This window comes from Rossellomorea arthrocnemi (assembly GCF_904424705.1).
In the GTDB taxonomy this organism is placed as follows: Bacteria; Bacillota; Bacilli; order Bacillales; family Bacillaceae_B; genus Rossellomorea; species Rossellomorea arthrocnemi.
On record NZ_CAJGBF010000010.1, the window covers coordinates 32871 to 58753 of the forward strand.

General features: G+C 41.5%; 26 protein-coding genes and 1 riboswitch. Of the genes, 19 read left to right on the forward strand and 7 right to left on the reverse strand.

The window, feature by feature from the left end; translation table 11 throughout:
• Positions 1-374 precede the first annotated feature (374 nt).
• Positions 375-1787: a SpoVR family protein gene (locus tag BAA9072_RS14215; protein WP_201715349.1), complete on the forward strand. Its 1413-nt coding sequence runs from the start codon at positions 375-377 to the stop codon at positions 1785-1787.
• Between the two features lie 126 nt (positions 1788-1913).
• Complete coding sequence (locus BAA9072_RS14220; protein ID WP_201715350.1) at positions 1914-2258, forward strand: hypothetical protein; 345 nt, start codon at positions 1914-1916, stop codon at positions 2256-2258.
• 94 nt (positions 2259-2352) lie between these two features.
• On the opposite strand, the gene BAA9072_RS14225 is transcribed toward BAA9072_RS14220, so the two are convergent.
• The 4 genes from BAA9072_RS14225 to BAA9072_RS14240 form a co-directional block, all read right to left on the reverse strand.
• Positions 2353-2982 (reverse strand): YczE/YyaS/YitT family protein, encoded by a 630-nt coding sequence (locus BAA9072_RS14225; RefSeq protein ID WP_201715351.1) that lies wholly within the window; start codon positions 2980-2982, stop codon positions 2353-2355.
• Positions 2983-3704: 722 nt separating this feature from the next.
• A complete protein-coding gene (locus BAA9072_RS14230) occupies positions 3705-4406 on the reverse strand; it encodes an ABC transporter ATP-binding protein (RefSeq protein WP_201715352.1) in 702 nt (233 codons plus the stop codon).
• Between the two features lie 12 nt (positions 4407-4418).
• Entirely contained in the window at positions 4419-5840 is a 1422-nt protein-coding gene (locus BAA9072_RS14235; protein WP_201715353.1) for an ABC transporter permease, read from the reverse strand.
• A 600-nt stretch (positions 5841-6440) separates the two neighbouring features.
• Positions 6441-7757, reverse strand: a complete 1317-nt coding sequence (locus BAA9072_RS14240; RefSeq protein ID WP_408015241.1) for a hemolysin family protein — start codon at positions 7755-7757, stop codon at positions 6441-6443.
• 310 nt (positions 7758-8067) lie between these two features.
• On the opposite strand from BAA9072_RS14240, the gene BAA9072_RS14245 reads away from it, so the two are divergent.
• From BAA9072_RS14245 to BAA9072_RS14265, 5 genes are all read left to right on the forward strand, one after another.
• Entirely contained in the window at positions 8068-8397 is a 330-nt protein-coding gene (locus BAA9072_RS14245) for a hypothetical protein (protein WP_201715355.1), read from the forward strand.
• Positions 8398-8675: 278 nt separating this feature from the next.
• Complete coding sequence (locus tag BAA9072_RS14250) at positions 8676-9047, forward strand: ArsR/SmtB family transcription factor (protein WP_201715356.1); 372 nt, start codon at positions 8676-8678, stop codon at positions 9045-9047.
• Positions 9037-11148: a heavy metal translocating P-type ATPase gene (locus tag BAA9072_RS14255; protein ID WP_201715357.1), complete on the forward strand. Its 2112-nt coding sequence runs from the start codon at positions 9037-9039 to the stop codon at positions 11146-11148. Before BAA9072_RS14250 ends, BAA9072_RS14255 begins: the two co-directional genes overlap by 11 nt.
• A 10-nt stretch (positions 11149-11158) precedes the next feature.
• A complete protein-coding gene (locus BAA9072_RS14260; protein ID WP_201715358.1) occupies positions 11159-12052 on the forward strand; it encodes a cation diffusion facilitator family transporter in 894 nt (297 codons plus the stop codon).
• 112 nt (positions 12053-12164) lie between these two features.
• On the forward strand, positions 12165-12350 hold the full coding sequence (locus BAA9072_RS14265; protein ID WP_201715359.1) for a Fur-regulated basic protein FbpA: 186 nt from the start codon (positions 12165-12167) through the stop codon (positions 12348-12350).
• Between the two features lie 54 nt (positions 12351-12404).
• Here the strand turns inward: BAA9072_RS14265 and BAA9072_RS14270 are convergent, their stop codons facing one another.
• Complete coding sequence (locus tag BAA9072_RS14270; protein WP_201715360.1) at positions 12405-13307, reverse strand: aldo/keto reductase; 903 nt, start codon at positions 13305-13307, stop codon at positions 12405-12407.
• 86 nt (positions 13308-13393) lie between these two features.
• Between BAA9072_RS14270 and BAA9072_RS14275 the strand changes: the two genes are divergently transcribed.
• From BAA9072_RS14275 to splB, 8 genes are all read left to right on the forward strand, one after another.
• Positions 13394-14305 (forward strand): phosphotransferase enzyme family protein, encoded by a 912-nt coding sequence (locus tag BAA9072_RS14275; protein WP_201715361.1) that lies wholly within the window; start codon positions 13394-13396, stop codon positions 14303-14305.
• A gap of 64 nt (positions 14306-14369) precedes the next feature.
• Positions 14370-14480: riboswitch (TPP riboswitch) on the forward strand.
• 133 nt (positions 14481-14613) lie between these two features.
• Positions 14614-15603 (forward strand): ABC transporter substrate-binding protein, encoded by a 990-nt coding sequence (locus BAA9072_RS14280; protein WP_201715362.1) that lies wholly within the window; start codon positions 14614-14616, stop codon positions 15601-15603.
• A gap of 12 nt (positions 15604-15615) precedes the next feature.
• Positions 15616-15906: a thiamine-binding protein gene (locus BAA9072_RS14285; protein WP_201715363.1), complete on the forward strand. Its 291-nt coding sequence runs from the start codon at positions 15616-15618 to the stop codon at positions 15904-15906.
• Positions 15906-16667, forward strand: coding sequence for an ABC transporter permease (locus tag BAA9072_RS14290; RefSeq protein ID WP_201715453.1), 762 nt, complete (start codon positions 15906-15908; stop codon positions 16665-16667). The genes BAA9072_RS14285 and BAA9072_RS14290 overlap by 1 nt, the downstream gene beginning before the upstream one ends.
• Position 16668: 1 nt before the next feature.
• A complete protein-coding gene (locus tag BAA9072_RS14295; RefSeq protein ID WP_201715364.1) occupies positions 16669-17406 on the forward strand; it encodes an ABC transporter ATP-binding protein in 738 nt (245 codons plus the stop codon).
• Positions 17399-18178 (forward strand): TatD family hydrolase, encoded by a 780-nt coding sequence (locus tag BAA9072_RS14300; protein ID WP_201715365.1) that lies wholly within the window; start codon positions 17399-17401, stop codon positions 18176-18178. The genes BAA9072_RS14295 and BAA9072_RS14300 overlap by 8 nt, the downstream gene beginning before the upstream one ends.
• Before the next feature lie 137 nt (positions 18179-18315).
• Positions 18316-18561, forward strand: coding sequence for a transcriptional regulator SplA domain-containing protein (locus BAA9072_RS14305; RefSeq protein ID WP_201715366.1), 246 nt, complete (start codon positions 18316-18318; stop codon positions 18559-18561).
• Positions 18562-18572: 11 nt separating this feature from the next.
• A complete protein-coding gene (gene splB, locus BAA9072_RS14310; protein WP_201715367.1) occupies positions 18573-19601 on the forward strand; it encodes a spore photoproduct lyase in 1029 nt (342 codons plus the stop codon).
• A gap of 44 nt (positions 19602-19645) precedes the next feature.
• Here splB and BAA9072_RS14315 read toward each other — a convergent pair whose 3' ends face one another.
• Positions 19646-20080 carry a low molecular weight phosphatase family protein gene (locus BAA9072_RS14315; RefSeq protein ID WP_201715368.1) on the reverse strand — a complete coding sequence of 145 codons (435 nt, stop codon included), beginning with the start codon at positions 20078-20080 and terminating at the stop codon, positions 19646-19648.
• 367 nt (positions 20081-20447) lie between these two features.
• Here BAA9072_RS14315 and BAA9072_RS14320 point away from each other — a divergent pair, with 367 nt between their 5' ends.
• From BAA9072_RS14320 to BAA9072_RS14335, 4 genes are all read left to right on the forward strand, one after another.
• The gene (locus BAA9072_RS14320; RefSeq protein WP_201715369.1) at positions 20448-21692 is read left to right on the forward strand and encodes a dicarboxylate/amino acid:cation symporter; all 1245 of its coding nucleotides are present in this window, start codon (positions 20448-20450) and stop codon (positions 21690-21692) included.
• 336 nt (positions 21693-22028) lie between these two features.
• Entirely contained in the window at positions 22029-22592 is a 564-nt protein-coding gene (locus BAA9072_RS14325; RefSeq protein ID WP_201715370.1) for an NAD(P)H oxidoreductase, read from the forward strand.
• A 375-nt stretch (positions 22593-22967) separates the two neighbouring features.
• Positions 22968-24437: a sodium/proline symporter PutP gene (putP, locus tag BAA9072_RS14330; protein WP_330999294.1), complete on the forward strand. Its 1470-nt coding sequence runs from the start codon at positions 22968-22970 to the stop codon at positions 24435-24437.
• A 292-nt stretch (positions 24438-24729) separates the two neighbouring features.
• Positions 24730-25182: a helix-turn-helix transcriptional regulator gene (locus tag BAA9072_RS14335; protein ID WP_201715371.1), complete on the forward strand. Its 453-nt coding sequence runs from the start codon at positions 24730-24732 to the stop codon at positions 25180-25182.
• 62 nt (positions 25183-25244) lie between these two features.
• Here the strand turns inward: BAA9072_RS14335 and BAA9072_RS14340 are convergent, their stop codons facing one another.
• Positions 25245-25769 (reverse strand): universal stress protein, encoded by a 525-nt coding sequence (locus BAA9072_RS14340; RefSeq protein ID WP_201715372.1) that lies wholly within the window; start codon positions 25767-25769, stop codon positions 25245-25247.
• Between the last annotated feature and the right edge of the window lie 114 nt (positions 25770-25883).

The window sequence follows — 25883 nt, forward strand, 5'->3', positions numbered from 1 at the left end:
AAGCCGCCTTTTCAGCGACCTCGCCTTATGCTTGTCGGGCCAGCACAAGCCGCCTCCGCTTTTCTTTTTGTCCAGCTCCAGGGGCTTGGGGCTCGAGGTCATAAGTCAAACTAACCAAAAAGGCAAACAGCGCCTTTCCGGTTAGTTCGTCTTATGCTTGTCGCCCCAGTGCGAGCCCCTTCCGCTTTTCATGTCCAGCTCCAGGGCTTAGAGGCTCGAGGTCATAAGTCAAACATGCCAAAAAGGCAAAAACCCGCCTTTTCGGCATGTTCGTCTTATGCTTGTCGCCTCTGGGCAAGCCCTTCCGCTTTTCTTTTCATCAAATCTCTTTTCTCTTCATACATTTAGATAAGAGTATAAAGAGGAGGATGACGATGAATTTAGAGGAGCAGAAGAATTTGCAAAATGCGATAGGGGAAATTACTGAGATTGCAGCCGGGTTTGGTTTAGATTTTTATCCGATGCGTTATGAGATTTGTCCTGCTGAGATTATATATACATTTGGTGCATATGGAATGCCGACCCGGTTTTCACACTGGAGTTTCGGGAAGCAGTTCCATAAGATGAAGCTCCAGTATGATTTGGGGCTTAGTAAGATTTATGAGCTGGTCATCAATTCGGATCCTTGTTATGCATTTTTACTGGATTCCAACGCGCTTATCCAAAATAAACTGATTGTGGCCCACGTATTGGCCCATTGTGATTTCTTTAAAAACAATGTGCGTTTCCAGAATACGAAGCGGGATATGGTAGAAAGTATGGCGGCTACTGCTGAACGGGTGCGCAGCTATGAGGTTGAGCACGGGAAGAAGGAAGTAGAGAATTTCCTCGATGCAGTTCTTGCCGTGGATGAGCACATCGATCCCTCGCTGATGAGGCCGAAGTTGTCGTGGACGATGGACGATGTGGAGTGGGAAGAAGATGAGGTGAGTCATGCATCCCCGTATGATGATCTTTGGTCCTTGGACGAAAAGCCGAAGAGCAGGGAAAAGAAAAAGGTGAAAAAGAAGTTCCCCCCTCAGCCTGAAAAGGATATTCTTCTTTTTATCGAGCAGTACAGCAGGGAACTGTCGGATTGGCAACGGGATATATTAACGATGATGAGAGAAGAGATGCTGTATTTCTGGCCGCAGCTTGAAACGAAGATTATGAATGAGGGATGGGCTTCGTATTGGCATCAGCGGATCATACGGGAAATGGACCTGACGAGCGGGGAGTCGATTGAATTTGCAAAGTTGAACGCAGGAGTAGTTCAACCCTCCCGTACACAGATCAATCCTTATTATTTGGGGCTGAAGATTTTCGAAGACATTGAAGAAAGGTTCGATAATCCTACTGAAGAGATGAAGAAACGGGGAGTGAAGCCGAATTCGGGTCGTGAAAAAATGTTTGAGGTGCGTGAAATTGAATCAGATATTTCCTTCTTACGGAACTATTTAACAAAAGATCTGGTAACGAGAGAAGATATGTACCTGTTCCAAAAGCAGGGGAAGGACTATAAAATTGTCGATAAAGAATGGACCCATGTCCGGGATCAGCTCGTCGGGATGAGGGTCAATGGCGGATTCCCTTATATCACCGTAAATGACGGGGATTATATGAAGAGTGGCGAACTCTATCTCAAGCACTGGTTCGAGGATGTTGAGCTGGATATAAAATATTTAGAAAAGGTTTTACCTTACTTGCATCAGCTTTGGGGGAGACCGGTCCATATCGAAACTCATGTGGAAAACCGTGATATGTTATTTACGTATGACGGAAGAAGCGTACAGCGAAAATATTTTTAACAGCAGGGAGTCGTATTCAGGACAAAAATCCTGGGTCGACTCTTTTTTAAAGAGAAAACAGGTTCTAAAGAGGGTGGACAGGTTTATACATATAAAGAAGGGGCATTTACCTGAGGAGGAGATAGGATGGCAGATGTGGAGGTTTTTATAGGGGATTTGACGGACCGGACGTTTCAATATGAAGGGGGAGACTGGAATCATAATTACCCGAAGCGGATCAGCCCGTTTTTTCCGAAAGGGTATGAACTCTTTTTCTCTCTTTTGGATGGCATTTACTATAAGACATTAGAAGGAAGGCAAACAGACTGGGGTAGTCATACCTGCCTGATGTATCCCGGAGAAATGCTGTCGGTGTTGGAAGAATATTATAAGAGGGAAATGGATAATGACCAGGTGCAGCATATTTTTCAGTTCATAAAAAAATTGGACCCTGAGCGGCAATACGGATTAGTGGCATGCGAAATGTCATAACCTAAAAGGACAAAATGCCTCCGGCAATTTGTCCTTTTCGATTCAGCACCGCAGATTGGCCACCCCCAAGATCATAACTGAGGATAATAGTCTTTTACATACTTATATTACTTCGGTCAGGGAAACGGGTATGGAGTCTTTCAGAAAAAAACAGAAAGGATTTTTGAAAGATCGGGCTTTGGATGAACGTATAGATAAATGTGAAAATGAAGACAGGTCCGGAAAGGAACAAACCGACCAGTAATACCGTGCACTCGCATATGATCCGGACTCTGCTGATCGATAGCCCGGTTAGATCTGAAATGGTAAGCATAAACCCATCCCGGGGGCCGGTGCCGAGATGGGCAGCAGAATATAATCCCCCTCCCATTCCCATTAATAGGATGGCAGATAGGAGAATCAGGGTATCCGCTAACATGCCCGTTTGGGGAGGGAGTAAATCATAAAAAAGGAAAAAATCCACAAGCATGCCGACCATCACACCGTTAAGGATGGTACCAATTTGAATATATTTTCCTTTTAACAGAAGCGTTCCTGCAATGAGAGTGGCTCCTACAATGATATTCCACGTCCCAATGGTTAATCCAAATTTTTCATACATGGCGATGTTTAGCACATCCCAAGGATGAATCCCTAAATATTGCACTTTAATGGACATGCTGATTCCATAGCTGAAAATAAGTAACCCGATTACGAAATAACTTATTTGATAATAGATTTTCATCGGTACTCCTTTTATAGAATGACTGTATTTATCTAACATTATTTTACGATAAAACACTTTATGAAGGAATGGTCCTTTTTTCATCCTGTATCTTTTAATAAATGGGTAGGAGAAAAGAAAGGATTGTTTGGACAAGACAAAATGGGTATTTTTCTGTTTATTACTCTTTCACTAGAGGGTAGGGTTCAATATTACAAGTTGAGGGGGAACGAGTAGAGGGAAAAGGTGAAATATGCTTGGGGAACGCTTTGGGGCTGGCACCGGGATGTGATAAATACGCTCCAATTTTTTACTTCAGGATCACACGTTCGATTCTATTGAACCAATAGATTCCCTCTCTAGATGATACGATCATTGCCAGCACAGGTGCACTTGTGCTTTCATGCTGCCCGTTGCCACACCCCCGAATTGTTGTCTTAGGGGTCAGGATTAATTAAAATGGGGGATATGGTTAAAGCTGGTCTCTGGTTGAATTTCATTAGTATCGTGCTTATCTCTCTCTTGATCTATTTTGTCATGCCTTTTGTGTGAGGAGTAGACCTGAGTGTATTTCCAGACCATTTGAAAGAAAGGGAAATCGGATCAGGCTTCCTGATCCGATTTCTTCTGTTTGAAATACTGTGCCGAATTTCCTCCAACTGATTAGCCCATTACCCCTTTACTTGTTCAAAAGGAGGATGGTGTAGTCCACGATTTCTTCCTGGGAAAATAATGCTAGTCCGCTAAATAAGATGTTCCATCTTCCTCATTTCCCTGAAGGAGAGACTCCCCTTAGAAAGGGATACAACAGTGTCCGATACATTCGCCAGACCTTGATCATGGGTGACAACAATGACACATTTATTTTCTTTATGAGCCAGATTTCTGAACAACTCGACGATGCCAAGAGCAGTATCCTCGTCTAAGTTACCTGTTGGTTCATCTGCCAGAATGAGCTCTGACTGACATGAGAGTGCTCTTGCAATTGAAACCCTTTGTTGTTGTCCTCCACTGAGAGTCAATACTTTTTGACGAGATTGACCCTCGGATATCCCAACCTTTTGGAGCATTTCCAAGGCGAATCTTTTCTTGTTTTGAACATCTGCCTTCGTAATCTCCATAGCGGTTATGACATTTTGTAGTGCTGTCATGTAAGGCAGAAGGTTATAGGATTGGAAGACAATCGAAACATGCTTATTGCGAAATGTAGATAATCCGATTTTTCGAATGTTTTTTCCTTCGAAAAGGATTTGTCCCTCAGTAGGGGTATCCAGTGCACTAGCCAGGGATAGAAAAGTTGTCTTTCCAGATCCCGATGGTCCTACACAAGTATAGAAGGTTCCTCTGTTAAATGCCGCGGTCACATTCTTTAATATATGCTGTAGGTCTGTTGATTCTTGTTTATAACTGTAACTCACATTTTCAAATTGTAATAATGTATCCATTATGGTCCTCCTTTAATCCTGTTTCGTTAAGATTGCTTTAGGGTTTAATCTCAATACTGTCAGAGAAGGAATCAATGTTGAAAACAAAACCACAATCATTCCGATACCGAACAACTTCATCAAGTCTTCACCTGTTGTATGAATGGACAATTCATTCATTGTATCGACATCCTGCACGCTTGGAGATTGAAACGGCATCGGCATACGACGTGAGTTTAAAGAGGCAGGTGTGTCCACAGCTTCTTCAGATTGGGTGATTTCCTGCTGAAGTAATTGTTCACCCAGCTGATTGGCCACCAGGTTTCCTGATAATGTAGAGATCCCCATTGCCAGCACGGCTACGATCAATATCTCGACCAGGAATTGACTCACTAGTTTCCCTTTTTTTTCACCGATGGCAAGTAGAACACCCATTTCATATTTTCTTTCTCTTATTGTCATCATGACAATGAGAACTAATATGATGGCTCCTGCAATTGTCACAAGAAGCACAACATTGTTGGAAAATGAGGCAACATTATCAATCGGTCCCATCATTTGTTGGTACAATTGGTCGTTTGCATCCAATTTGAATTGGTCAAAATCAATGGAAGAGCTTTTTTCTGCGTCTTCAATGAAGGCTTGGATGTCCGCTGGATCCTTCATATAATAAACTGCTCGATCAATCGTATCAGTCGTCCCTTTTAATGTATTCGCAATTGTATATGGGACAAAAAGCTGATTGGATGGATTTAGGAAGGCGAAGTTTTGAGCTCTTTCATCCATTTCTGCAGTGGATTCATAAATACCCACAATCTCAAGTGTGGATTCTATGTTATCTGTATTCGAAATGGTAATGGAGTCTCCAACTTTCAAATCATTTTCTGCAGCAAGATTTTTTTCTACAAGCGTTACTTCTTTATTTAAATCCTCTTCATTCAAATGCCTTCCCTCAACAATGGATGCATCTCCATTTAAAAATGAGCTTGTTGAATCCGAGAATACGATTCCTTCGACGGATACATCACCGGCCATCATTCTGCCACCGCCACCAAAGCCGCCTTGTTCATTACTTTTTGTGGTGTCGTCACTGCCAACAGCAGTAAAGTCTTTTGCGAGAGCAGAAGTGGTTGAATAGTAATTGTAGCCCTTTAAATCATTTGAGCCGGTAAGTCCTTTGGCAGCTTCAAGAGGAACTGGTACTGATTGGAATCGTGGCCTTTCTCCGTCCTGGGTTTGGCTTTGCTGCCGGGCCATCTGTTTTTCCCTGTCCACGCTTAAGGTCACTTCTCCGCCTAATTTCTCACGAGCTAAAATACTTGATTGATCGGCGGCGGTCTGGATTGTTAACCCTGACAGAACTAAAACAGATATGACACTCAGGACAATCAATAACAAAATGCTTTTGCCCGTTCGTGCTTTCACACTCCAAAAGGCGCGTTTAATAAAATTCATTCTCCACTACTCCTATTCCATCCATTTTTTGAACTATAGAAATAGCTTATCCATCAAATGTGGCTAAACTATGAACGAATAATGTCCGATTGATTAAAATGCAAGCGAACAATAAATCATAGAAAGGGAAGTATACAAAAGGCGTTCATAGGGACAGAGGCAATATTGAACAATGTCTTTGCCGGTTAAGTTCAACATAAAAGAGACTGGGACAAAAGGGTTTTAGATAAAGAAAAATCCGAACGAGTGATTTGATAAAAATCTAACTCGTTCGGATTATAAATGTTTGGTGCTAAAGCTTAATCCATGTATTAAGCAGGTTCTAGCTGTTGATTGGAGTACAGACGAAGACTCCCGCGGGAAAGTAGAAAAGCGAAAGGGCTTTGACCAGGGGCGACAAGCATAAGACGAGCCTGCCGGAAAGGCGTTTTTTGCCTTTTTGGTAGGCTCGTCTTATGACCTCGAGCCCCTAAGCCCTGTAGCTGGACAGCTTGGGGAACGAGGCTCGCCTTCCGCCCGAGGAAAGCGAAGTCTTGCACGGAATCGGGCAGAGATGTAACATGTGATCTTATTGTTGTTCTTTAGAATGTATAGATTTAGCTATGTCCCAGCCTCTTCATTTCTTCTGCTATTCATTTTTCTGACTTCCAGATACTGAATATGATGTCCTTCGATATCCTTCACTTTAAAGCAATAACCTTGTTCCTCGATTTTATCTTCAGGCTTAACTTCATATTTTTGGGTGAGGAACCAGCCACCGATTGTGTCTACTTCTTCTTCTTCAATCGAAATTCCAAGAAGATCATTCACATCCTCAATGAGCATGACGGCGTCGAAGATATAATGATCTTCTTTTACCTGCTGTACTTCAGGGATTTCATCAATATCAAATTCATCCCGTATTTCACCGACAATTTCTTCAATGATATCCTCAACAGTAACAAGACCCGCAGTTCCGCCATATTCATCAAGAAGGACTGCCATAGGTGATTGTTCTTTTTGTAACTTAACGAGCAGGGCTTGAATAGGAATGGTTTCAATGACACGGATAACGGGTTTAATGAAAGACTTGATATTTTCATGTTCACTTTTGTGATTTACGAGTGTCGTCAACAGCTCCTTGACATTGACAATCCCCAGAATGTTATCTTTATCTCCATCAACGACTGGATATCGTGTATATCGCTCTTCTTTGATGACAGCTAATACTTCATCAATCGTTGATTCTGCAGACAGGGTCACAATGTTCGTCCGAGGCACCATGATTTCTTTCGCGATCCGTTCGTCAAATTCAAATATTTTATTCACATATTTGAATTCCGATGAGTTTATTTCACCGCTCTTGTAGCTATCGGAAAGAATAATTCTGAGCTCCTCTTCAGAGTGGGCAATTTCGTGCTCCGAAGCAGGCTTTAAACCGAACAGTCCCGTAAACATGCGAGCAGAACTGTTCAGGGTCCAGATGAAAGGATAAGCAATCCGATAGAACCAGATTAATGGCCGGGCAAATAATAATGTGATCTCTTCGGCTTTTTGGATTGCGAATGTCTTCGGCGCCAATTCTCCTACAACCACATGCAAAAAGGTGATGACAGAAAACGCCAGACCGAATGAAATGATGCTTGTGATGGATGGGTTTAAGTCAATATGTTCAAACACCGGGTGAAGCAGGGTCTCAATGGTTGGTTCGCCTAACCACCCGAGTCCAAGGGCGGTGATGGTAATTCCCAGCTGACATGCAGACAGGTATTCGTCTAGGTGAGAGATGACCCTTTTTGCAGCTATTGCAGTTTGATCTCCCTCAGCAACCAATTGATCGATTCTCGAACTCCTTACTTTGACAATGGCAAATTCAGAAGCCACAAAGAAGGCAGTCAGTCCGATGAGAAGAGCAAGAAGTAATAAATTCAATAGAATGTCCAATGAGAAGAAGGCAAAAGAAAGATTTTCTTTCTTTCGTCTTCATTCACCTCCTGTATTAAAGAGTCGATAAATCCTTATAATTGAAGGCAAAAATGTCACTTGAAATCCTTTCCTGTTGAGTATATCCTTTTAAAAGGATCACATTCCTCCGTATGTCTTTTGAAATTGCAATGTAGACAACATTCGGTTATTCTAAAAAGATAATGATTTACTAGTTGACTTTTAATTTCATCATAGAGAAAAAGAATGAACAATACAATTTATTGGACTCGATATCGTATGATAGTTGGAAAGGAGAACGATTATGGCGGACGTGTTTAATCAAGAGTTTGTTGTAGCCCTTATCATTGCCTTTTCGGTGTATGTCATTGTAAGAGGAATAGCTATTTTCTTTGGCAAAGCAGGAAAAGGTTATCTGGAAAACATTCAATCCCAAACAGGTCGTTTATATCTGCAGTTAATCGGCTGCTACTATATATTATCAGGCGTATTGGGTCTGCTTATTCCACGATTAGAATGGAAAACAGAAGACATATATTTTGCAATTGCGATCTTCGCCATCACATCGGTTGTCTTCTGGGTAACCCTTGACCTCTTTATAAAGCGTGAACGTAAAAAACTTCAACAAAATTGATAAATTCGAAAATCACTTTTCGCAAAAATTCTGGCTTTTAGGAGAGTGCTGGTTAATAACTCTCCAGGTTTGTGAAAAAAGCTCATTAAGAAGCTCCGGTCTCCGGGGCTTTTTTATTTATAAAAATGGGAGGGGATCCAACCAGTCCATACCTAATCTGAATAAGATTAGTTTGAAACCTTTAAAAAGAAGTAAACATTCAAAAGAATGTTTGAACATTATTAGACTTTCTTCTATACTATATTCAAAAGGGTATTTGAATGAGGAGGAGTGTCTGGATGAAAGAACCAGATGTATGTGAAGTGGCATGTGTGGAAGGTGAAAAGGTCAGTCGCTTAAAATCAGACGTTTTAACACAAAATACGTCTAAAGTAGCCGAAATCTTTAAAGCACTTTCCGATCAAACCAGAATGAAAATAGCGTATACACTTACAAAGGAAGACGAACTATGTGTATGTGATGTGGCCAATATCGTAGGTTCTTCCACAGCAACCGCATCCCACCATTTACGACTATTAAAAAAGCAGGGGCTGGCTAAATTCAGAAAAAAAGGCAAGCTCGTTTATTATTCCTTAGATGACCATCATGTTAAACAGTTAATTGAAATCGCAGTGACGCATCAAATGGAGGTGGAGGAACGTGACCAATAAACCTGCCCATAAACAAACCTACCGGGTCGAAGGGTTCACGTGTGCAGGTTGTGCAGCCAAGTTCGAAAAAAACGTTCAGCATCTAGATGGTGTGGTGGATGCGAAGGTGAACTTTGGTGCTGCCAAGATTACTGTATACGGGGATACCACAAAGGATTTGGTAGAAAAAGCAGGGGCATTTGAAGGGCTTCGCTTAACAGAAGACGGTATGAGAAAGGTTCAGAAAGAAAAAGAACCATTTTATAGAAGATACAAGCATTTATTACTTTCTGGCTTTCTTATCCTGATTGCCTATTCACTATCCTTGACAGGTATTGAAAATAATCAAATTCTCTCTACCCTTTCATTCGCTGCAGCGATCGTGATTGGCGGGTATCGCTTATTTGAAACGGGATTCAAGAACTTGTTTAAACTTGAGTTCGATATGAGGACGCTGATGACCATCGCGATTATAGGTGCTGCCCTCATAGGTGAATGGGGTGAAGGTGCAATCGTTGTCCTTCTTTTTGCCATCAGTGAAGTATTGGAAGCTTACTCAATGGATAAGGCAAGGGAATCGATCCGTTCCCTCATGGACATCGCCCCCCCACAGGCACTGATTATCCGCAATGGGTCAGAGATGATCGTTGATGCAGAGGATATAGAAATCGGTGACATTATGTTGGTGAAGCCTGGCCAAAAGATTGCCATGGATGGAGATATACTTGAAGGGGCGTCATATATTAATCAGGCAGCGATCACGGGTGAATCGGTTCCTGTGGAGAAAATCCGGGGAGATGCTGTTTTTGCGGGGACGTTAAATAAGGAAGGCTACCTTAAAGTGATAGTGACAAAAAGAATAGAGGACACGACTCTTGCCAAGATCATTCATCTGGTCGAGGAAGCACAGGGAGAAAAAGCCCCTTCCCAGGCATTTGTTGATGTGTTTGCAAAATATTATACACCGATTATCATGATCTTGGCATTCCTTGTCGCCGTTATTCCTCCACTTTTGTCTGGGGGGGATTGGTCGATGTGGGTGTACCAGGGACTGTCGGTCCTTGTCGTCGGCTGTCCTTGTGCATTGGTGATTTCCACTCCTGTAGCGATCGTGACGGCTATCGGAAACGCTGCCAAAAATGGCATTCTTATCAAAGGTGGTGTGTACTTGGAAGAATTGGGTCGACTAAAGGCCATTGCATTTGATAAAACCGGTACTCTTACTAAGGGAGAGCCTGAAGTAACAGATATGATTCGTTTAGGAGATGTGGAAGAGAGTGAACTGTGGATGATGATGTCCACCCTAGAATTTCATTCACAACATCCTCTCGCCCACGCATTTATTAAAAAAGCGGAAGAGCTGAAAATAGATTATAGGCTCTGTGAGGTGTTTGAGTTTCAATCCCATACGGGTAAAGGGATCAGTGGCCGCATCGGCGATAATAGATATTACCTTGGTTCCCAAAGTCTTTTTGTTCAAACACCATCAACTGAATTTGAAAATCTCCAGAATGAAGGGAAAACCGTAATGGTGTTCGGAACTGCTGATACTCCTTTAGCCCTTGTAGCCGTCGCGGATGAGGTAAGGGATGCAAGTAAGGAAGTTATTAATCATCTGCACGAGTTGGGGATAGAGCAATCCGTTATGCTGACCGGGGACCATGAAAAAACGGCAAGATCAATCGGGAACAGAATCGGAGTCAAAGAAATCAAAGCAGGTCTGCTTCCGGAAGAAAAATTGGGGCTTATTAAAACGTATATGAAAACGTACGGAAGAGTCGCGATGGTAGGGGACGGGATAAATGATGCACCTGCCCTTGCAGCTTCGAATGTAGGGATTGCCATGGGTGGTGCAGGAACGGACACGGCATTAGAAACCGCAGACATTGCGTTAATGAATGATGACTTGAGAAAATTACCGTATATCATCCGTCTAAGCCGGAGTACGCTTTCCATCATCAAGCAAAATATTTCTTTTGCCATTGGAATTAAACTACTTGCTTTATTACTTGTCATTCCTGGCTGGCTTACATTGTGGATCGCGATTTTTGCCGATATGGGGGCGACACTGCTTGTAACGTTGAATGGTCTCAGATTAATAAGAATAAAAGATCGAAAGTGAGGGATATCCCATGGGTCACGATCACAGTCATGGCCACAATCAAAATAAAAAAGCATTATTAATCAGTTTTTTATTCATTTTTACCTTTATGATCGTTGAAGTGATTGGTGGAGTAGTGACAAATAGTCTTGCCCTTCTTTCAGATGCAGGGCATATGCTCAGTGATGCAGCGGCACTAGGCCTTAGTCTGGCAGCATTTTATATAGGTGAAAAGGCGTCTGATAAAGGGAAGACATATGGTTACAAACGTTTTGAAATCGTAGCTGCATTTCTGAACGGCATTACCCTGATTCTCGTTTCCCTTTATATCTTCTGGGAAGCCTACCATCGATTTATTGATACACCAAATGTTTCATCAAGTATGATGATCATCGCTGTAATAGGATTAGTTGTGAACATCATCGTAGCCTGGGTTTTAATGAGGGGGGATACGGAGCATAACTTGAATGTTCGCAGTGCCTTCCTTCATGTGCTAGGTGATATGCTTGGGTCAGTAGGAGCCATCATAGCGGGTCTCCTGATCTATTTCTTTGATTGGAATCTGGCTGATCCGATCGCTTCCGTTATCGTAGCAATCCTCATTATCGTCTCGGGATGGAGAGTCACGAAGGATTCCATTCATATCTTAATGGAGGGATCTCCAAGAAATGTAGATACGGAAAAAGTGGGCAAAAGTCTTTCGATCATACCGGGAGTCATTGAAGTCCATGATCTTCATGTGTGGTGCATTACCTCTGAATTTACGGCTCTTAGCTGTCATGTAGTCGTGGAAGATGGTGTGAATCGGGATGCAATCTTATTACAACTTTCCGAATTTCTTGGAGAGGAGTATAACATTCACCACGCAACCATCCAAGTCGAGGGGAAAAGTGTATTAGAAGGCCATCATCACTGTTGTCCATGATTATTTGGAGTGGCTGTACATGGAGCATTTTTTTCGGTGCTGCTGTAAATTAGGTAAAATGATGTTTATTTTCCTCCCTATCTGGGGTATATCCTCAATTGGAGGGATGAAAATGCTACACCAAGAGACGCAACCACAACAGAAAAAAACACCAGAATTAAAAAAGGACTTTTATATTCAACAATTATTGAGGATTGGCGTTTATAAATCTTTCGGAAAACAGCTTTATGAACTGTCGATGAATGAATTACAGGATGTCTACCTTGAATATTATGTTGGAGGAGATATAACTCATTAAAAAAAGACGACCCTTTAGAAAAAGGATCGTCTTTTTTGTTGAGCAAAGGGGATATTATGGAACGTCATGTCCCATAGATGTTTGCAGGATCTCAAACCATTGATCATGATCCAATGTAATGCTAAGTGAATTGATTGCGTTTTGGATTCGTTCTTTTTTACCTGAACCCACGATCGGCATAATGTTTGCCGGATGATTAAGCAGCCATGCATACAGAACTTCGTCAATCCCGTTTGCACCTGTTTCTTCTTGGATTTTCTTTAATGTTCGTTGAAGCCTGACAGCTTTCTCCTCTTCTCCTTTGAAAATCGTCCCGCCTGCCAGTGGTGACCATGCCATTGGTGCCACGCGCTTTTCCTGACAAAGGTTTAAAGTGCCGTCTGCAAAATTCTCCAAGTGGTAAGCAGACAATTCAATTTGGTTTGTGATCAATGGAAAGGATAAATAAGATTGAAGCATATTCCACTGATGATCTTTAAAGTTGGACACGCCGAAATGCCGTACTTTGCCCTCTTCTTTTAATTGAGAGAAGGCTTCAGCCACTTCTTCTCCATTCATGAATGGGTCGGGTCGGTGAATCAATAATAAATCAATGTAATCTGTCTTTAAATGTTGGAGAGAATTCTCAACTGAAGCGAGAATGTGTTTTTTACTAGTGTTGTAATGGTGTGTTTTATGCTGGGGTCGATTGTCAGAAGGCAGGACGATCCCGCATTTCGTTACAATCTCCATCTTTTCCCGCAATGAAGGCTGAAGGGAAAGAGCCTCACCGAATAAGGCCTCACACGTATAAGATCCGTAAATATCTGCATGGTCAAAGGTTGTGATTCCGCTTTCAATATTGTGTTGAATTAAGGATAATGTGTCTTCCTTTGGTTGATCCCAATCTGCAAGTCTCCATAATCCATGAATGATCCTGGAGAATGATAGGTCTTCTGTCATTTGTATTCTTTGCATAGATGTAACCTCTCTTCATATGGTATGGAGATATTCTTTCATAGTCATACTAAATGTATATTACTACGTATTGAAAGGAAATAGAAATGATTGAACCTCTTCGGTATATAGTACGTCATTGGGGGATGAATCCTGAATTCATGGAAACACTTCGTCACCACCCGAATGTTACGAAAGTGAAGGCAGAAGGGAAGAATTTCTACTTGAAAAGAAGAAAGTATTCTTCCGTAGAAAATCAAATGGAGGAGCATTATCTAACCTCTTATTTATTGAGTAACCGCATGAAAGTTGAATGCCCTCTATTAACCAGCTCTCGTCGTCCGTATGTCAAAGAAGGAAACCAGCTCTATTCTTTATATGAAGCGTTGGAAGGAACGCCATTGAAAAATGATTCTATAACTTCCCTGACAAATGCGGGAGCATACCTTTCAACCCTTCACCTCTTCCTTAAAAAATATCGATGTCACAATGAAGTGAAGGGATGGGAGATTGAGAAGCACGTAAGAGAATGGGTGGACAAGCTTGATTCGACAACGATTGGAAAACGGGGGCAAAGGATTTTATCAAGGATGAAGAGGAGCAGGACATCTTTTGAGAGTTTGCCCAGTCAACTTGTCCATAGCGACTACAATCCGGGGAATATTTTGATAAAGGAGGGGGAGGTGAGCGGAATCATTGACTTTGAACGAATACGGACGGCACCACGCATTACAGACATCGGTTACTTCCTTGCAGGTATACTAAAGGTAGTACCAGAGGGAAGAAGAGATCATTCTATCAAATGGATCAAGTCCTTTATGAAAGGATATGAAAGATATGGTCATTTGAGTTTTGAAGAGCAAAGACTGTTGCCGGCAGTGGTCAATCTCTTTCTACTGCAACATGCATTTCTTTTCTTTCACCATGGGTATTCCGAAGCGGCTTCTGCATGCATATTTTTCATAGATGACCTGACCGAGTCTTCTCATTTTCAGCTAATCTTTCAAAATGAAAAGTAAATGCTTGAATAACCACCCGTTCTATGGCAAAGTAGGAATGAAGATAACGTTTAAACTCATAATCTAATAAGTGTAGGGGGACCGGAATGGCCGGTTGAGATTGTATCCTGTAGAATACTGACCCTTTGAACCTGAACTGGCTGATACCAGCGTAGGAAACATTCTCTTAAACGATTCTAATTCATGTTTAACGATGCGTCCTGGGCTTTAGCCTGAGGCGCTTTTTTGTTATACATTCATTTGCTTTAATAAGTGAAGAATATTTGAATAAACGTTGAAACAGCCAAAAGATTTAAGGAGGATACAATATGAAAAAATGGATGTTCATCATCACTTGTTCTGTACTTCTGTTAACGGCCTGCAGCAGTGCAAAAGACAAGGCTCTTGATGAGAAGGAGGAACTTAAAAAGGTCTCCGTCGTACTCGACTGGACACCGAATACCAATCACACAGGATTATATGTAGCGAAAGAAAAAGGCTACTTCAAAAAACAGGGTTTGGATGTAGATATCATATTACCTGGAGAAGCGGGTGCCGATCAACTCGTTGCTTCAGGGAAAGCAGAATTCGGGGTTGGGTATCAGGAAAGTGTTACTCAAGCAAGAGTCCAGGATGTTCCCCTCGTATCGATTGCTGCAGTTATTCAGCATAATACTTCCGGGTTTGCTTCTCCTAAGAGTAAGGGTATTACTAAACCAACGGATTTCGAAGGGAAAAACTACGGCGGGTGGGGATCCCCGGTGGAAAAAGCTGTTATGGATTCGATCATGAAACAAGAGAATGCTGATGTGGATAAAGTGAATTTCATCAATATGGGAGACACCGATTTCTTTACCGCCGTAAAACGTGATGTGGATTTCGCATGGATCTATTATGGGTGGACTGGTATCGAGGCTGAGCTTCGGGGTGAAGAATTAAACATGTTGTATGTAAAGGATTATTCTAATAAACTTGACTATTATACTCCGGTCCTAACAACGAATGAAAAAATGATCGAATCAAATCCTGAAACGGTCAAAGCATTCCTTTCAGCGACTTCAAAAGGGTATCAATATACTATCGACAACCCGAAAGAAGCCGCTGATATCCTCCTAGAGGCAGCTCCGGATCTTGATAAAGAATTAGTCATCAAGAGTCAGGAGTGGTTAGCGCCTAAATATAAGGATGACGCTGACAGATGGGGAGAGCAGAAGCTTGACGTTTGGGAGAACTATGCATCATGGATGTATGATAATGATTTATTAGATAAAAAACTAGAGAGCAAGAAAGCATTTACGAACGAATTTTTACCAAAATAAGAGGTGAACAAAATGGGGAACGCACTTGTAAGCATTCAAATTATTCCGAAGACAAAAAGCGGTGAAGATGTCATTCCGTATGTTGATGAAGCAATCGCGATCATTGAAAAATCCGGGGTCCATTATGAAGTACACCCGTTAGAAACTACGATGGAAGGGAATCTGACCGATTTATTTAAGGTGGTCGAGCAAATGAATGAGCGGATGACTGAAATGGGCAGCACAAATGTCATTTCACAAATTAAAGTATTGTATCAGCCGGATGGGATAGAGATGAACGACTTAACGGAGAAATATAAGTGATGAGAACATGGATTTCTAAAGGATGGAGACCCTTCTTGGTCCTCATCCTTTTATTCATCATTTGGGAAGTCACCACGAGGGTATTCCAAGTTCCTGCATGGCTGATGCCTTCCCCTTCCGATATATGGGCTGAAGGGGTCACTTCATGGCCCCTTTTCTCTCTACACCTTGCTTCAACGACTTATCTGACGATTGCCGGGTTTACGATTGGCTGTTCCATCGGGATCGGGACTGCGGTTGGATTGCATCTCCTGCCAAAGGTAAGGGAAGCGGTCTATCCGCTTATGATCTTGTCCCAGAATATACCCATCATTGTCCTGGCTCCTCTTCTTGTTATTTGGTTTGGGTTTGGACTCTTACCAAAAATCATCGTGATTACCTTAATATGTTTCTTTCCGGTTGCCGTCTCGGCAATGGATGGATTTAGACAGACGAATGCAGAGTATATCCTCTATATGAAAATGTCTGGCGCTACAAAAGGACAGATTTTCAGGAAAGTGGAATGGCCGCATGCACTGCCGTCCATCTTCTCAGGTCTGAAAATTTCAGCTACCTATAGCGTGATGGGAGCGGTCATCTCGGAATGGCTCGGAGCTCAAAAAGGAATCGGAGTCTATATGACACTGGCATCCTCTTCGTTCAGGACCGACCGGGTATTTGTAGCGATTTTCATGATCATGCTCCTCAGCCTGATGTTCTTTGGAGTCATCCTTTTATTGGAGAAAATCATGGTGAAGTGGAATCGAAAGGAGGACAAGTAATATGACGACCTTATCCATTCAAAATATGTCTAAGTCCTTTGATGGTGAATTGATTTTGGATGATCTTACCATTCAAGTGAAAGAAGGTGAGTTTGTTTCAATTCTTGGACCTTCCGGAAGTGGGAAAAGCACCTTATTTCACGTAATCGGTGGACTGTTCACACCCGATTCAGGAGATATTCAGCTGGATGGTCAGTCGATAAATGGTCGGAGAGGTTCCATCAGCTATATGCCTCAAAGTCCGTCTCTCTTTCCGTGGAGGACGGTGATCGAGAATGTAATGCTTGGTCAGGAGTTACATGGTAAAAGGGATAAGGATAGAGCGATGAATATGATTGAACGTGCCGGGTTAAAGGGTTATGAGGACGCTTATCCTGAAGATCTCTCCGGGGGGATGAAACAGCGTGTGGCATTCATTCGTGCCCTGGTCAGCCCTCAATCGTTTCTGTGCCTGGACGAACCTTTTTCGGCCCTGGATGAATTTACCCGATTGGACATGCAGAAGTGGCTTCTTTCCATTTGGGAAGAGGATCTGAGCTCGGTTCTATTTGTCACTCATAATATTGATGAAGCCCTCTTTTTGTCAGACCGGATCATCGTATTATCAACCCGGCCAGCACGCGTGCAAAAGGAGTTCAATGTGCCATTCCCCCGACCGCGTGACAAAGAAATTCTTTTAACCGGAGAATTCTTGAAATGGAAAACGGATATTTTTGAGGAGTTATCTCAATATGTGTAAACCATTCTTGATCGATGCTCATATTCACCTGGATTTATATGAAATGGAAGAACGGGAAAAAATTTTGCAGGAACTCGACCTTTATTCAGTAGAGGCTCTTATATCTGTATCTTTTCACCTGCAATCATCCAAACAAAATCTTGCATTTGCGAATAGAGACAGACGGATTAAGGCAGCAGCCGGTTTTCATCCGGAACAAGAGCTCCCGTCTGTAAGAGAGGTGGATGAACTTCTGGCATATATTCAGCGAAATCATGAAGACCTCGCAGCAATCGGAGAGGTAGGGTTACCCTATTATAAAATGAAAAGTGACCCGTCTATGGTGCTCACTCCTTATATAGAGCTGCTGGAACGTTTTATCATTGAATCCAAGCTGCTGGATAAACCCATCATTCTTCATGGGGTTTATGAACATGCTCCCATCATTTGCGATTTATTGGAGAAACATTCGGTTTCAAAAGCGCATTTTCATTGGTTCAAGGGAGATAAGGAAACAATTGAAAGGATGATTCGTAATGGTTACTACGTTTCCGTTACGCCGGATGTACTGTATGAAGAGGAAATACAGCAGCTTGTCAGAAACTATCCAATTGAGAGGCTGATGGTGGAAACAGACGGTCCTTGGCGGTTTGGAGATGTCTTTCAAGAAAGAATGACTCATCCCGGCATGATGCACCGTTCCATTGAAAAAATCGCAGAAATCAAAGGTATGTCAGAAGCAGCAGTATATAAGCAAATGTTTTGGAATACATCTGAATTTTATGGAATATAGAAAAAGAGGCTTCTCCTGCAACTTGTGCAGGAGAGGCCTCTTTTTGCCAAGAAAATCATTAAACATCTTTTACCATCATAATTCTAACCTTCTTAACAGAAAATGATAACAATGACATGATGAAAAAGGTGAGAAAGATGGAATTGAACGATCACTATATGCCATATCAAGCTGGCGATGTTGTATACGTGATTTACCGAAACCCGCATACTCAAAGTGTGGCTAATGTACAGGAAGCAGCAGTCGTACACAATCCGGAAAATCCGAATGAATTAGCATTATTTCTATATGAAACCTATTACCCGTTAACCCATGAAATAGCCGTTTATCCAACAGAAGCAGAAGCTGAGAATGCCTATTCACAATCATTTGGAGACCTATAGGAGGGAATAGCATGGTGAAACCGTTTGTGCCTCAATTGGTCTACTTTGAACCGGATGCCCTGGATTATCCACTAGGGAAACAATTGAAGGAAAAGTTCGAGAAAATGGATGTGGAAATTCGATATACTACGTCCCATAACCAGGTTCGAAATCTGCCCGGGGATAATCATTTCCAGAAATACCGGATTGCCAAATCGACATTAGTGGTCGGGGTCCGGAAAACGCTGAAGTTTGATACATCCAAGCCCTCGGCTGAATATGCGATCCCATTTGCCACTGGGTGTATGGGACACTGTCATTACTGCTATCTTCAGACTACGATGGGAAGTAAACCCTATATTCGCACCTATGTCAATGTAGATGAAATATTTGAGGCGGCAGATCGGTATATCGAAGAAAGAGCACCTGAATTCACGCGTTTCGAAGCCGCGTGCACTTCAGATATTGTAGGGGTTGATCATCTTACTCATACACTGAAACGGGCGATCGAACATTTTGGTGAATCGGAATTTGGGAAATTGCGTTTTGTCACCAAATTCCATCATGTTGATCATCTTCTGGATGCCAAACATAATGGGAAAACGAGATTCCGTTTTAGTATTAATGCCGACTATGTAATCAAAAATTTTGAACCTGGTACTTCCTCTCTCGATAAGAGACTGGAGGCGGCAGGAAAGGTTGCCAGGGCTGGCTATCCATTGGGATTTATCGTCGCACCTATTTATATACATGAGGGATGGCAGGAAGGGTATAGGCAAATGTTTGAACACTTACAAGCCCATCTTCCTGAGGAAGCAAAAAAGGATTTAACCTTTGAGTTCATCCAGCATCGTTTTACTAAGCCTGCTAAAAGGGTGATCGAGAAGAATTATCCCATGACGAAACTTGAATTGAATGAGGAAGAACGACGATACAAATGGGGGAAATACGGTATCGGGAAGTATATTTATCAAAAGGATGAAGAGCAGGAAATCAAGGATCATCTCTATGCTTATATGGAAAAGCACTTTCCAAAAGCGAAATTAGAGTATTTTACGTAAAAAAAGGGACTGATTACATTTAACTTCACATTGTAATCAGTCCTCTAATGGAATTGTGGAAGTAAGGTTTCTAAGTCTTTTACCCTCATGGCGATCTCGTCACAAATCTCCTGATAATGTACCCATTCTTCAATCAAGGACGAAGAACGCTTTCTTGGATTCGGTAAATTCCAATAGATGACTTTTTCCTCTAATTCAGTAGGAAGTTCAATCTGATCATCATATTCTGTATCTTGGATTGCGACAATCACCGAGGCATTACCAAGTTCCTTCATCTCAATGGGGGAAAGAGGAAATGAACTAATATCAATACATAATTCTTTCATTGCTAAGACGCTGAATTCTGCACGGCTTTCAGTTATCCATCCGGCACTTTTGAAAGACCAATCTGATACATCGAGCTTCGCGGCCCAACCTTCAGCCATCAAGCTGCGCTGCTGACTACTTGAAAGAAAATAGACTGTTTTATTCATCATCATATGTTCCTTTCTATTATCATGCTGTTATTATTACTATTTACCCAATCACGTATACTTTAATCGCAGAATCACAAAAAGAATTTATTGGAAAGTATTTTGTAGTATAAAGGATTCATTGAACTGCCTGTTTTTTGATATCCAGACATTTTAATATAGTAAAATGGATTTAAATCTCCCTTAACCTTCTTTTATTGTAAAAAAAATCAGTATAATGGGTGAAAGAGAATGAAGTTTTGAACGAATAAAGCAGCCGGGGATGGCGAAAGAGAGGATTCGTCCGCTGAAAGTTCAAAAAATTTTGGTTTTATAATAAACGTATAAGGGTATAACCTTTATATTATTTGGATATTTTTAGGGAGGTACATCTATGAAATTTAATTTAACAACGAAGATTATTACAGCCTTAATACTTGGGGCGGTAGTTGGTTTAATTCTGAACATTTTTGCAAAAGATTTATTCAATATATTAGATCCTTATCTATTCACTCCTTTAGGGAAGATTTTTCTCAATCTTATCAGTATGCTTGTCGTGCCGATTGTTTTTCTTTCAATCGTTCTCGGGTCTGCAGGTTTAGGTGATCCGAAGAAGCTGGGGAGAATTGGGTTGAAAACGATCGTCTACTTTTTACTGACAACCTGTATCGCAATTGTAATCGGTTTGACTTTGGCATACATCATTGATCCGGGATTGGTTGAAGGAATCGATACCTCCCAATCAGAAGGCTTTAAAACAGAAGAGGCTCCTCCTGTAGGGGAGACATTAATGAACATCATCCCTAAAAATCCTCTAACGGCCATGACTGAAGGAAATATGCTGCAAATAATCGCATTTGCCATCTTCATCGGATTTGGATTGACGGCATTGGGCGAGAAGACGAAAGGGATATTAAAGCTTGTCGAACAAGGGAACGACCTAATGATGTATTTGGTAACCCTGGTGATGAAATTCGCACCATACGGAACATTTGGATTGATCGCTTCTGCAATCGGAAGTCAGGGATCCAGTGCCCTTAAGGCCATGTGGCTTTATTTTGTTGTCGTATTAGCGGCTTTACTTGTTCATGCGTTTATAACGTATGGTGGAACGATTCTATTCCTTGCAAAGAAAAATCCGATTTGGTTCTTCAAGAACTTCAGCCCGGCCATGAGTGTCGGATTCAGTACATCAAGCAGTAATGCCACCCTCCCGATTTCGATGGATGTTGCACAACAGCGATTGGGTGTTTCTAAACCGGTAAGCTCTTTCGTTCAGCCCTTGGGAGCTACGATCAACATGGATGGTACAGCCATCATGCAAGGTGTGGCGACCGTGTTTATCTCCCAGGTATACAGTGTGGATTTATCGATGGAACAACTCATTACCGTTGTCCTCACCGCTGTTCTTGCAAGTATAGGAACTGCAGGGGTGCCGGGAGTTGGGTTAATCCTTCTAGCTATGGTTTTAAGCAGTGTCAATCTCCCCGTTGAAGGGATTGGCTTGATACTGGGAATAGACCGTTTATTGGATATGGCTCGTACATCCATTAACATCTCAGGGGATGCTGCTTGTGCCCTATTTGTATCTGAGTCAGAAAAAAAACGGACCATTAAGATACAGAGGGGCGAAGCATAACCGATTGCTATCGTCATTCTGAAAGAGAAAGGGAAGATGAAATCAAATCGATTTCATCTTCTTTTTATATAGAAAAGCTGTATTTAAAATCATAATGTTGATTGGGGGATCGGGTAACTCAAAATCCTGCACACCGTTTGACAGAGCCAAGACATACAAGTTGTTCTGAAACAACCATTTTTCCAAAGGGCCGTGTAGAAAGAAGAGAGCCGTACGGGCCCTGTATTTTCTCCCATCCAATTCGACAAATTATAGAAAACGGACTTGGAGAAAAATCCAGTATGTTATCCTGAAGAGTGATAGTCGCACAGTGATCACAATAAGGAGATGTTTTTCTTGAAAGTACTAATGATCGTTGCCCATCCACGAATGAATTCCCTAACGTTTTCCATCACAAAGCATATTCAGAAAGGTCTTCATGATAAAGAATATAAGTCATCCATTCTTGATTTGTATCGAGAGGAATTTAATCCAGTTTTAGATGAAAAAGGAGAAGAAGAGTGGGATAATCCTATGAAAGGCAAGCCATCCCATATTGTTGAGAAGGAAAGAAAGAAGTTAAAGAGATATGACGCGATGATCTTTGTGTTCCCGATTTGGTGGTATGGTTTACCAGCCATCATGAAAGGGTATATTGACCGAGTCTTTACTTACCCGGCGTTTACACAGATCAATCACCAGAAGGTTCTTTGGGTTGGCCTCGCGGGGGAAAGGAAAGAGGAATTTATTTCAAATGGTCATGACAAGGCATTGAGACACCACTTAATACAGGGGATCTCAGAAAAGATGGGTGCCATCGATAAAGAAGTTGAAATCTTTTTTGACACAATGGACAGGGATAAAAAATTTGATTATGAAAAAACTATGAATAAAGCGTATCTGTTGGGTACATTATTTTGATTCAGGTGTGAAAAAAGTACTGTTTTTTTAATAAATTTAAATAATTTTTTGTGAATAAATATAGAGAATTACTAGGTATAAGACTATTATATCGAATATTAACGTATATTTATTCATGTATTTATTCCTGTTAGAAGCAGGTGACTTTAAAATATTCTGGATTATGGTATGATAAATCTTGTGTCTACATCAGCCGGGAAATTTACATTCAAAAAGAAAGTGTATAAAAAATACACTAGAATGCATAAGAAGGAGGGACTCAATATGGGTGAAGAATTAACACTGGGAACCTGGTTATGGTTATTAATTCCAATGCCGACATTGATTATTTTATCGATCATAACTTTTTTTACAGAACAAACAAAGGAGTAGATTATGGATATTAATATTGAAACGTTAACATCGATTATTATTTATTTAATAGGAATGGGTATTATTGGTTACATGGCAGCGAAGTTAACTAGTAATTTATCCGACTATGTTTTAGGAGGTAGGCGATTAACTGCAGGTGTGGCTGCCTTGAGTGCAGGTTCTTCCGACATGAGTGGTTGGTTGATGCTAGGTTTACCAGGTGCCATTTATGCCAGTGGAATGGGGTCGATCTGGTTGGCAATTGGTCTATCGGTAGGTGCTTACTTGAATTGGCAATTTGTTGCAAAACCATTCCGGGTGTATACCGAAGTCGCAAATGATTCGATCACAGTACCGGATTTCTTTGAAAACCGTTTTCACGATTCAAGCAAAATTCTTCGAGTGTTCTCTGCTATCATCATCCTGGTCTTCTTTACGTTCTATACTTCATCAAGTTTAGTTGGTGGAGCAATCTTACTGGAAGAATCATTTAATATGGATTACCGATTAGCTTTATGGGTTGGGGCAGGAGTTATTCTTTCTTATACATTCTTTGGAGGGTTTCTGGCAGCCAGCTGGACAGACTTCATTCAAGGGATCCTTATGTTCCTGGCTTTAATCATCATTCCCGTTGTAGCTATTTCTGAGATTGGTGGTTGGGATGCGACGGTAAGTGCCGTATCAAGCATCGATCCATCCTACTTGAATGTATATACAGGAGCAACATTTGTATCAGTTGTATCGCTTCTGGCATGGGGCTTGGGTTATTTCGGACAGCCTCATATCATTGTTCGATTTATGGGAATTAAATCAACGAAAGAAATTCCCAAAGCACGTTTGATTGGTATGGTATGGATGATTGTCTCCCTATTTGGAGCGATCTTCATCGGATTCTCAGGTATTGCGTATTTCGCAGATTCACCGTTAGAAAATTCTGAAACGGTGTTCATCATGTTCTCACAAGTATTATTCAACCCATGGGTAGCCGGTTTCTTACTAGCAGCCATTCTATCAGCCATCATGAGTACAGTGGATTCTCAGCTCCTTGTTTCATCAAGTGCTTTGGCTCAGGATTTCTATAAAGCGATTTTTAGAAAAGAAGCAAGCCAAAAGGAAGAAGTATTGGTTGGTCGAATTTCTGTAGTGGTTATCGCGATCCTTGCCATTTTCCTTGGGTATGACCGGGATAGCAAGGTGTTGGAATTAGTCAGTTATGCATGGGCAGGTTTCGGTGCTGCCTTTGGACCAGTTGTCATTCTAAGCTTATTCTGGAAGCGGATGACAAGAAATGGTGCGCTTGCAGGTATGATCACGGGTGCCGTAACGGTAATTGTATGGAAGCAGATAACTGGAGGAATATTCGATGTGTATGAACTTCTTCCAGGCTTCATTTTTGCTACCATTGCAATATTCATCTTTAGCCTAGTCGGGAACCCGCCGTCTAAAGAGGTTCAGGCAGAGTTTGATACTGTTAAATTACGTTTGAAAGAATAAAGTCATAACCTGAAAGGACCCAATACTGGTGTATTGGGTCCTTTCTTGCGAGTGGAAACCACGATGGGAAACGGATAAACCACTCCTAAGGTGATGCTTGACTTTTACAACACATCTCCGGGAGCGTCTGAAGGCTCCGTATATATTGATTTGGGAAATGACTTAATTCAGGAACCCATATTCAGATATAGGTCCCGTCTTCATCAAGGTTTAACGGATAATGTTGATATGGATTGAAAAAGGTATGATATAGGTGTAATATTACACCTATAAATGAATAAGGTGTGAAACCATGACAAAAGAAGAGATCATATTAATCATTTCTGATAAATTAAGGCTAGTACGCACAGAAGCGGGATACACACAGGACAAGATGGCTACAGTCATAGGGTTATCGAAAAAAACACTGGTGCAGATTGAAAAAGGAAGAGTGATGGCCAGTTGGACCGCCGCCGTTGCTATTTGTGCGTTGTTTAAGGACAGTGAAACTTTAACGGCAAGTCTGGGAGGGGAACCCCTTGAAGTCATCGAGACCATTGCCCGGGAAGGCATTGATTATCGAAAAGAAAAAACACTGGGTGGCAAGATTTGGTGGAAAGATATGAAAAAGAACGATGAATACATCCTTCAACAAAACCTGTTCAGTAAACATTATCGAATATTGGACGCTGAGGATTACCGGATCTATAGCAGCTTCGATGAGGAAAGCAGTCACAAGCGCTTTGATGAGTTAACAGGGGAGTAGGGTGCATATCAAAAAGGGAGGGACGGACCTTTTACAGGTCCGTCCCTCCCTCCCTTTCTTTGTTATTTTACAACCAGTACGCTTGATTCACAGTGTTGGGTGACTTTTTCGCTTACGCTTCCGAGTACCCATTTTTTCATACCGGATTTTCCACTGCTCCCGACTACAACCAGGTCTGCCTGTATTTCCTTGGCGTATTCACATATACGTTTCGCTTCCGAACCTGACAGGTGAATGAAATTGGCATCCACTCCATGAGGGGAAAGTTTTTCCCTGGCATTCACTAAAAATGGATGGGTGGAAGAAGGTGTCCTGATTTCATGCCTGTCTTCTTCTGTTGTAGGAACTTTGTTGACAGGAGGAGCCGAGGGATTCCCCATATACTGATTATCAAATCCAGGAGATGTATCAGCGAGTGCATGAGTAGGTGTGAAATTATCTCGGGACGCATTCGCTGTCTTCTCCTCTGAAATATGGAGTACAGTTAGTTTGGAGTCTATAGAACTTTTCATTAATTTGGTTACTTCATCTAATGCCTTTTTACTTCCATCTGTTTCGTCATAAGCTAATAGAATATGTCTATACATGTTAATCACCTCTATATTGGGATATCTATTGTTTACCCGTTAAAAGAATAGTTAACCTTTTTCAGTGAATTTTCCAAGATACGATGAAAATTCAACCGATGTGAATTCCGCGTT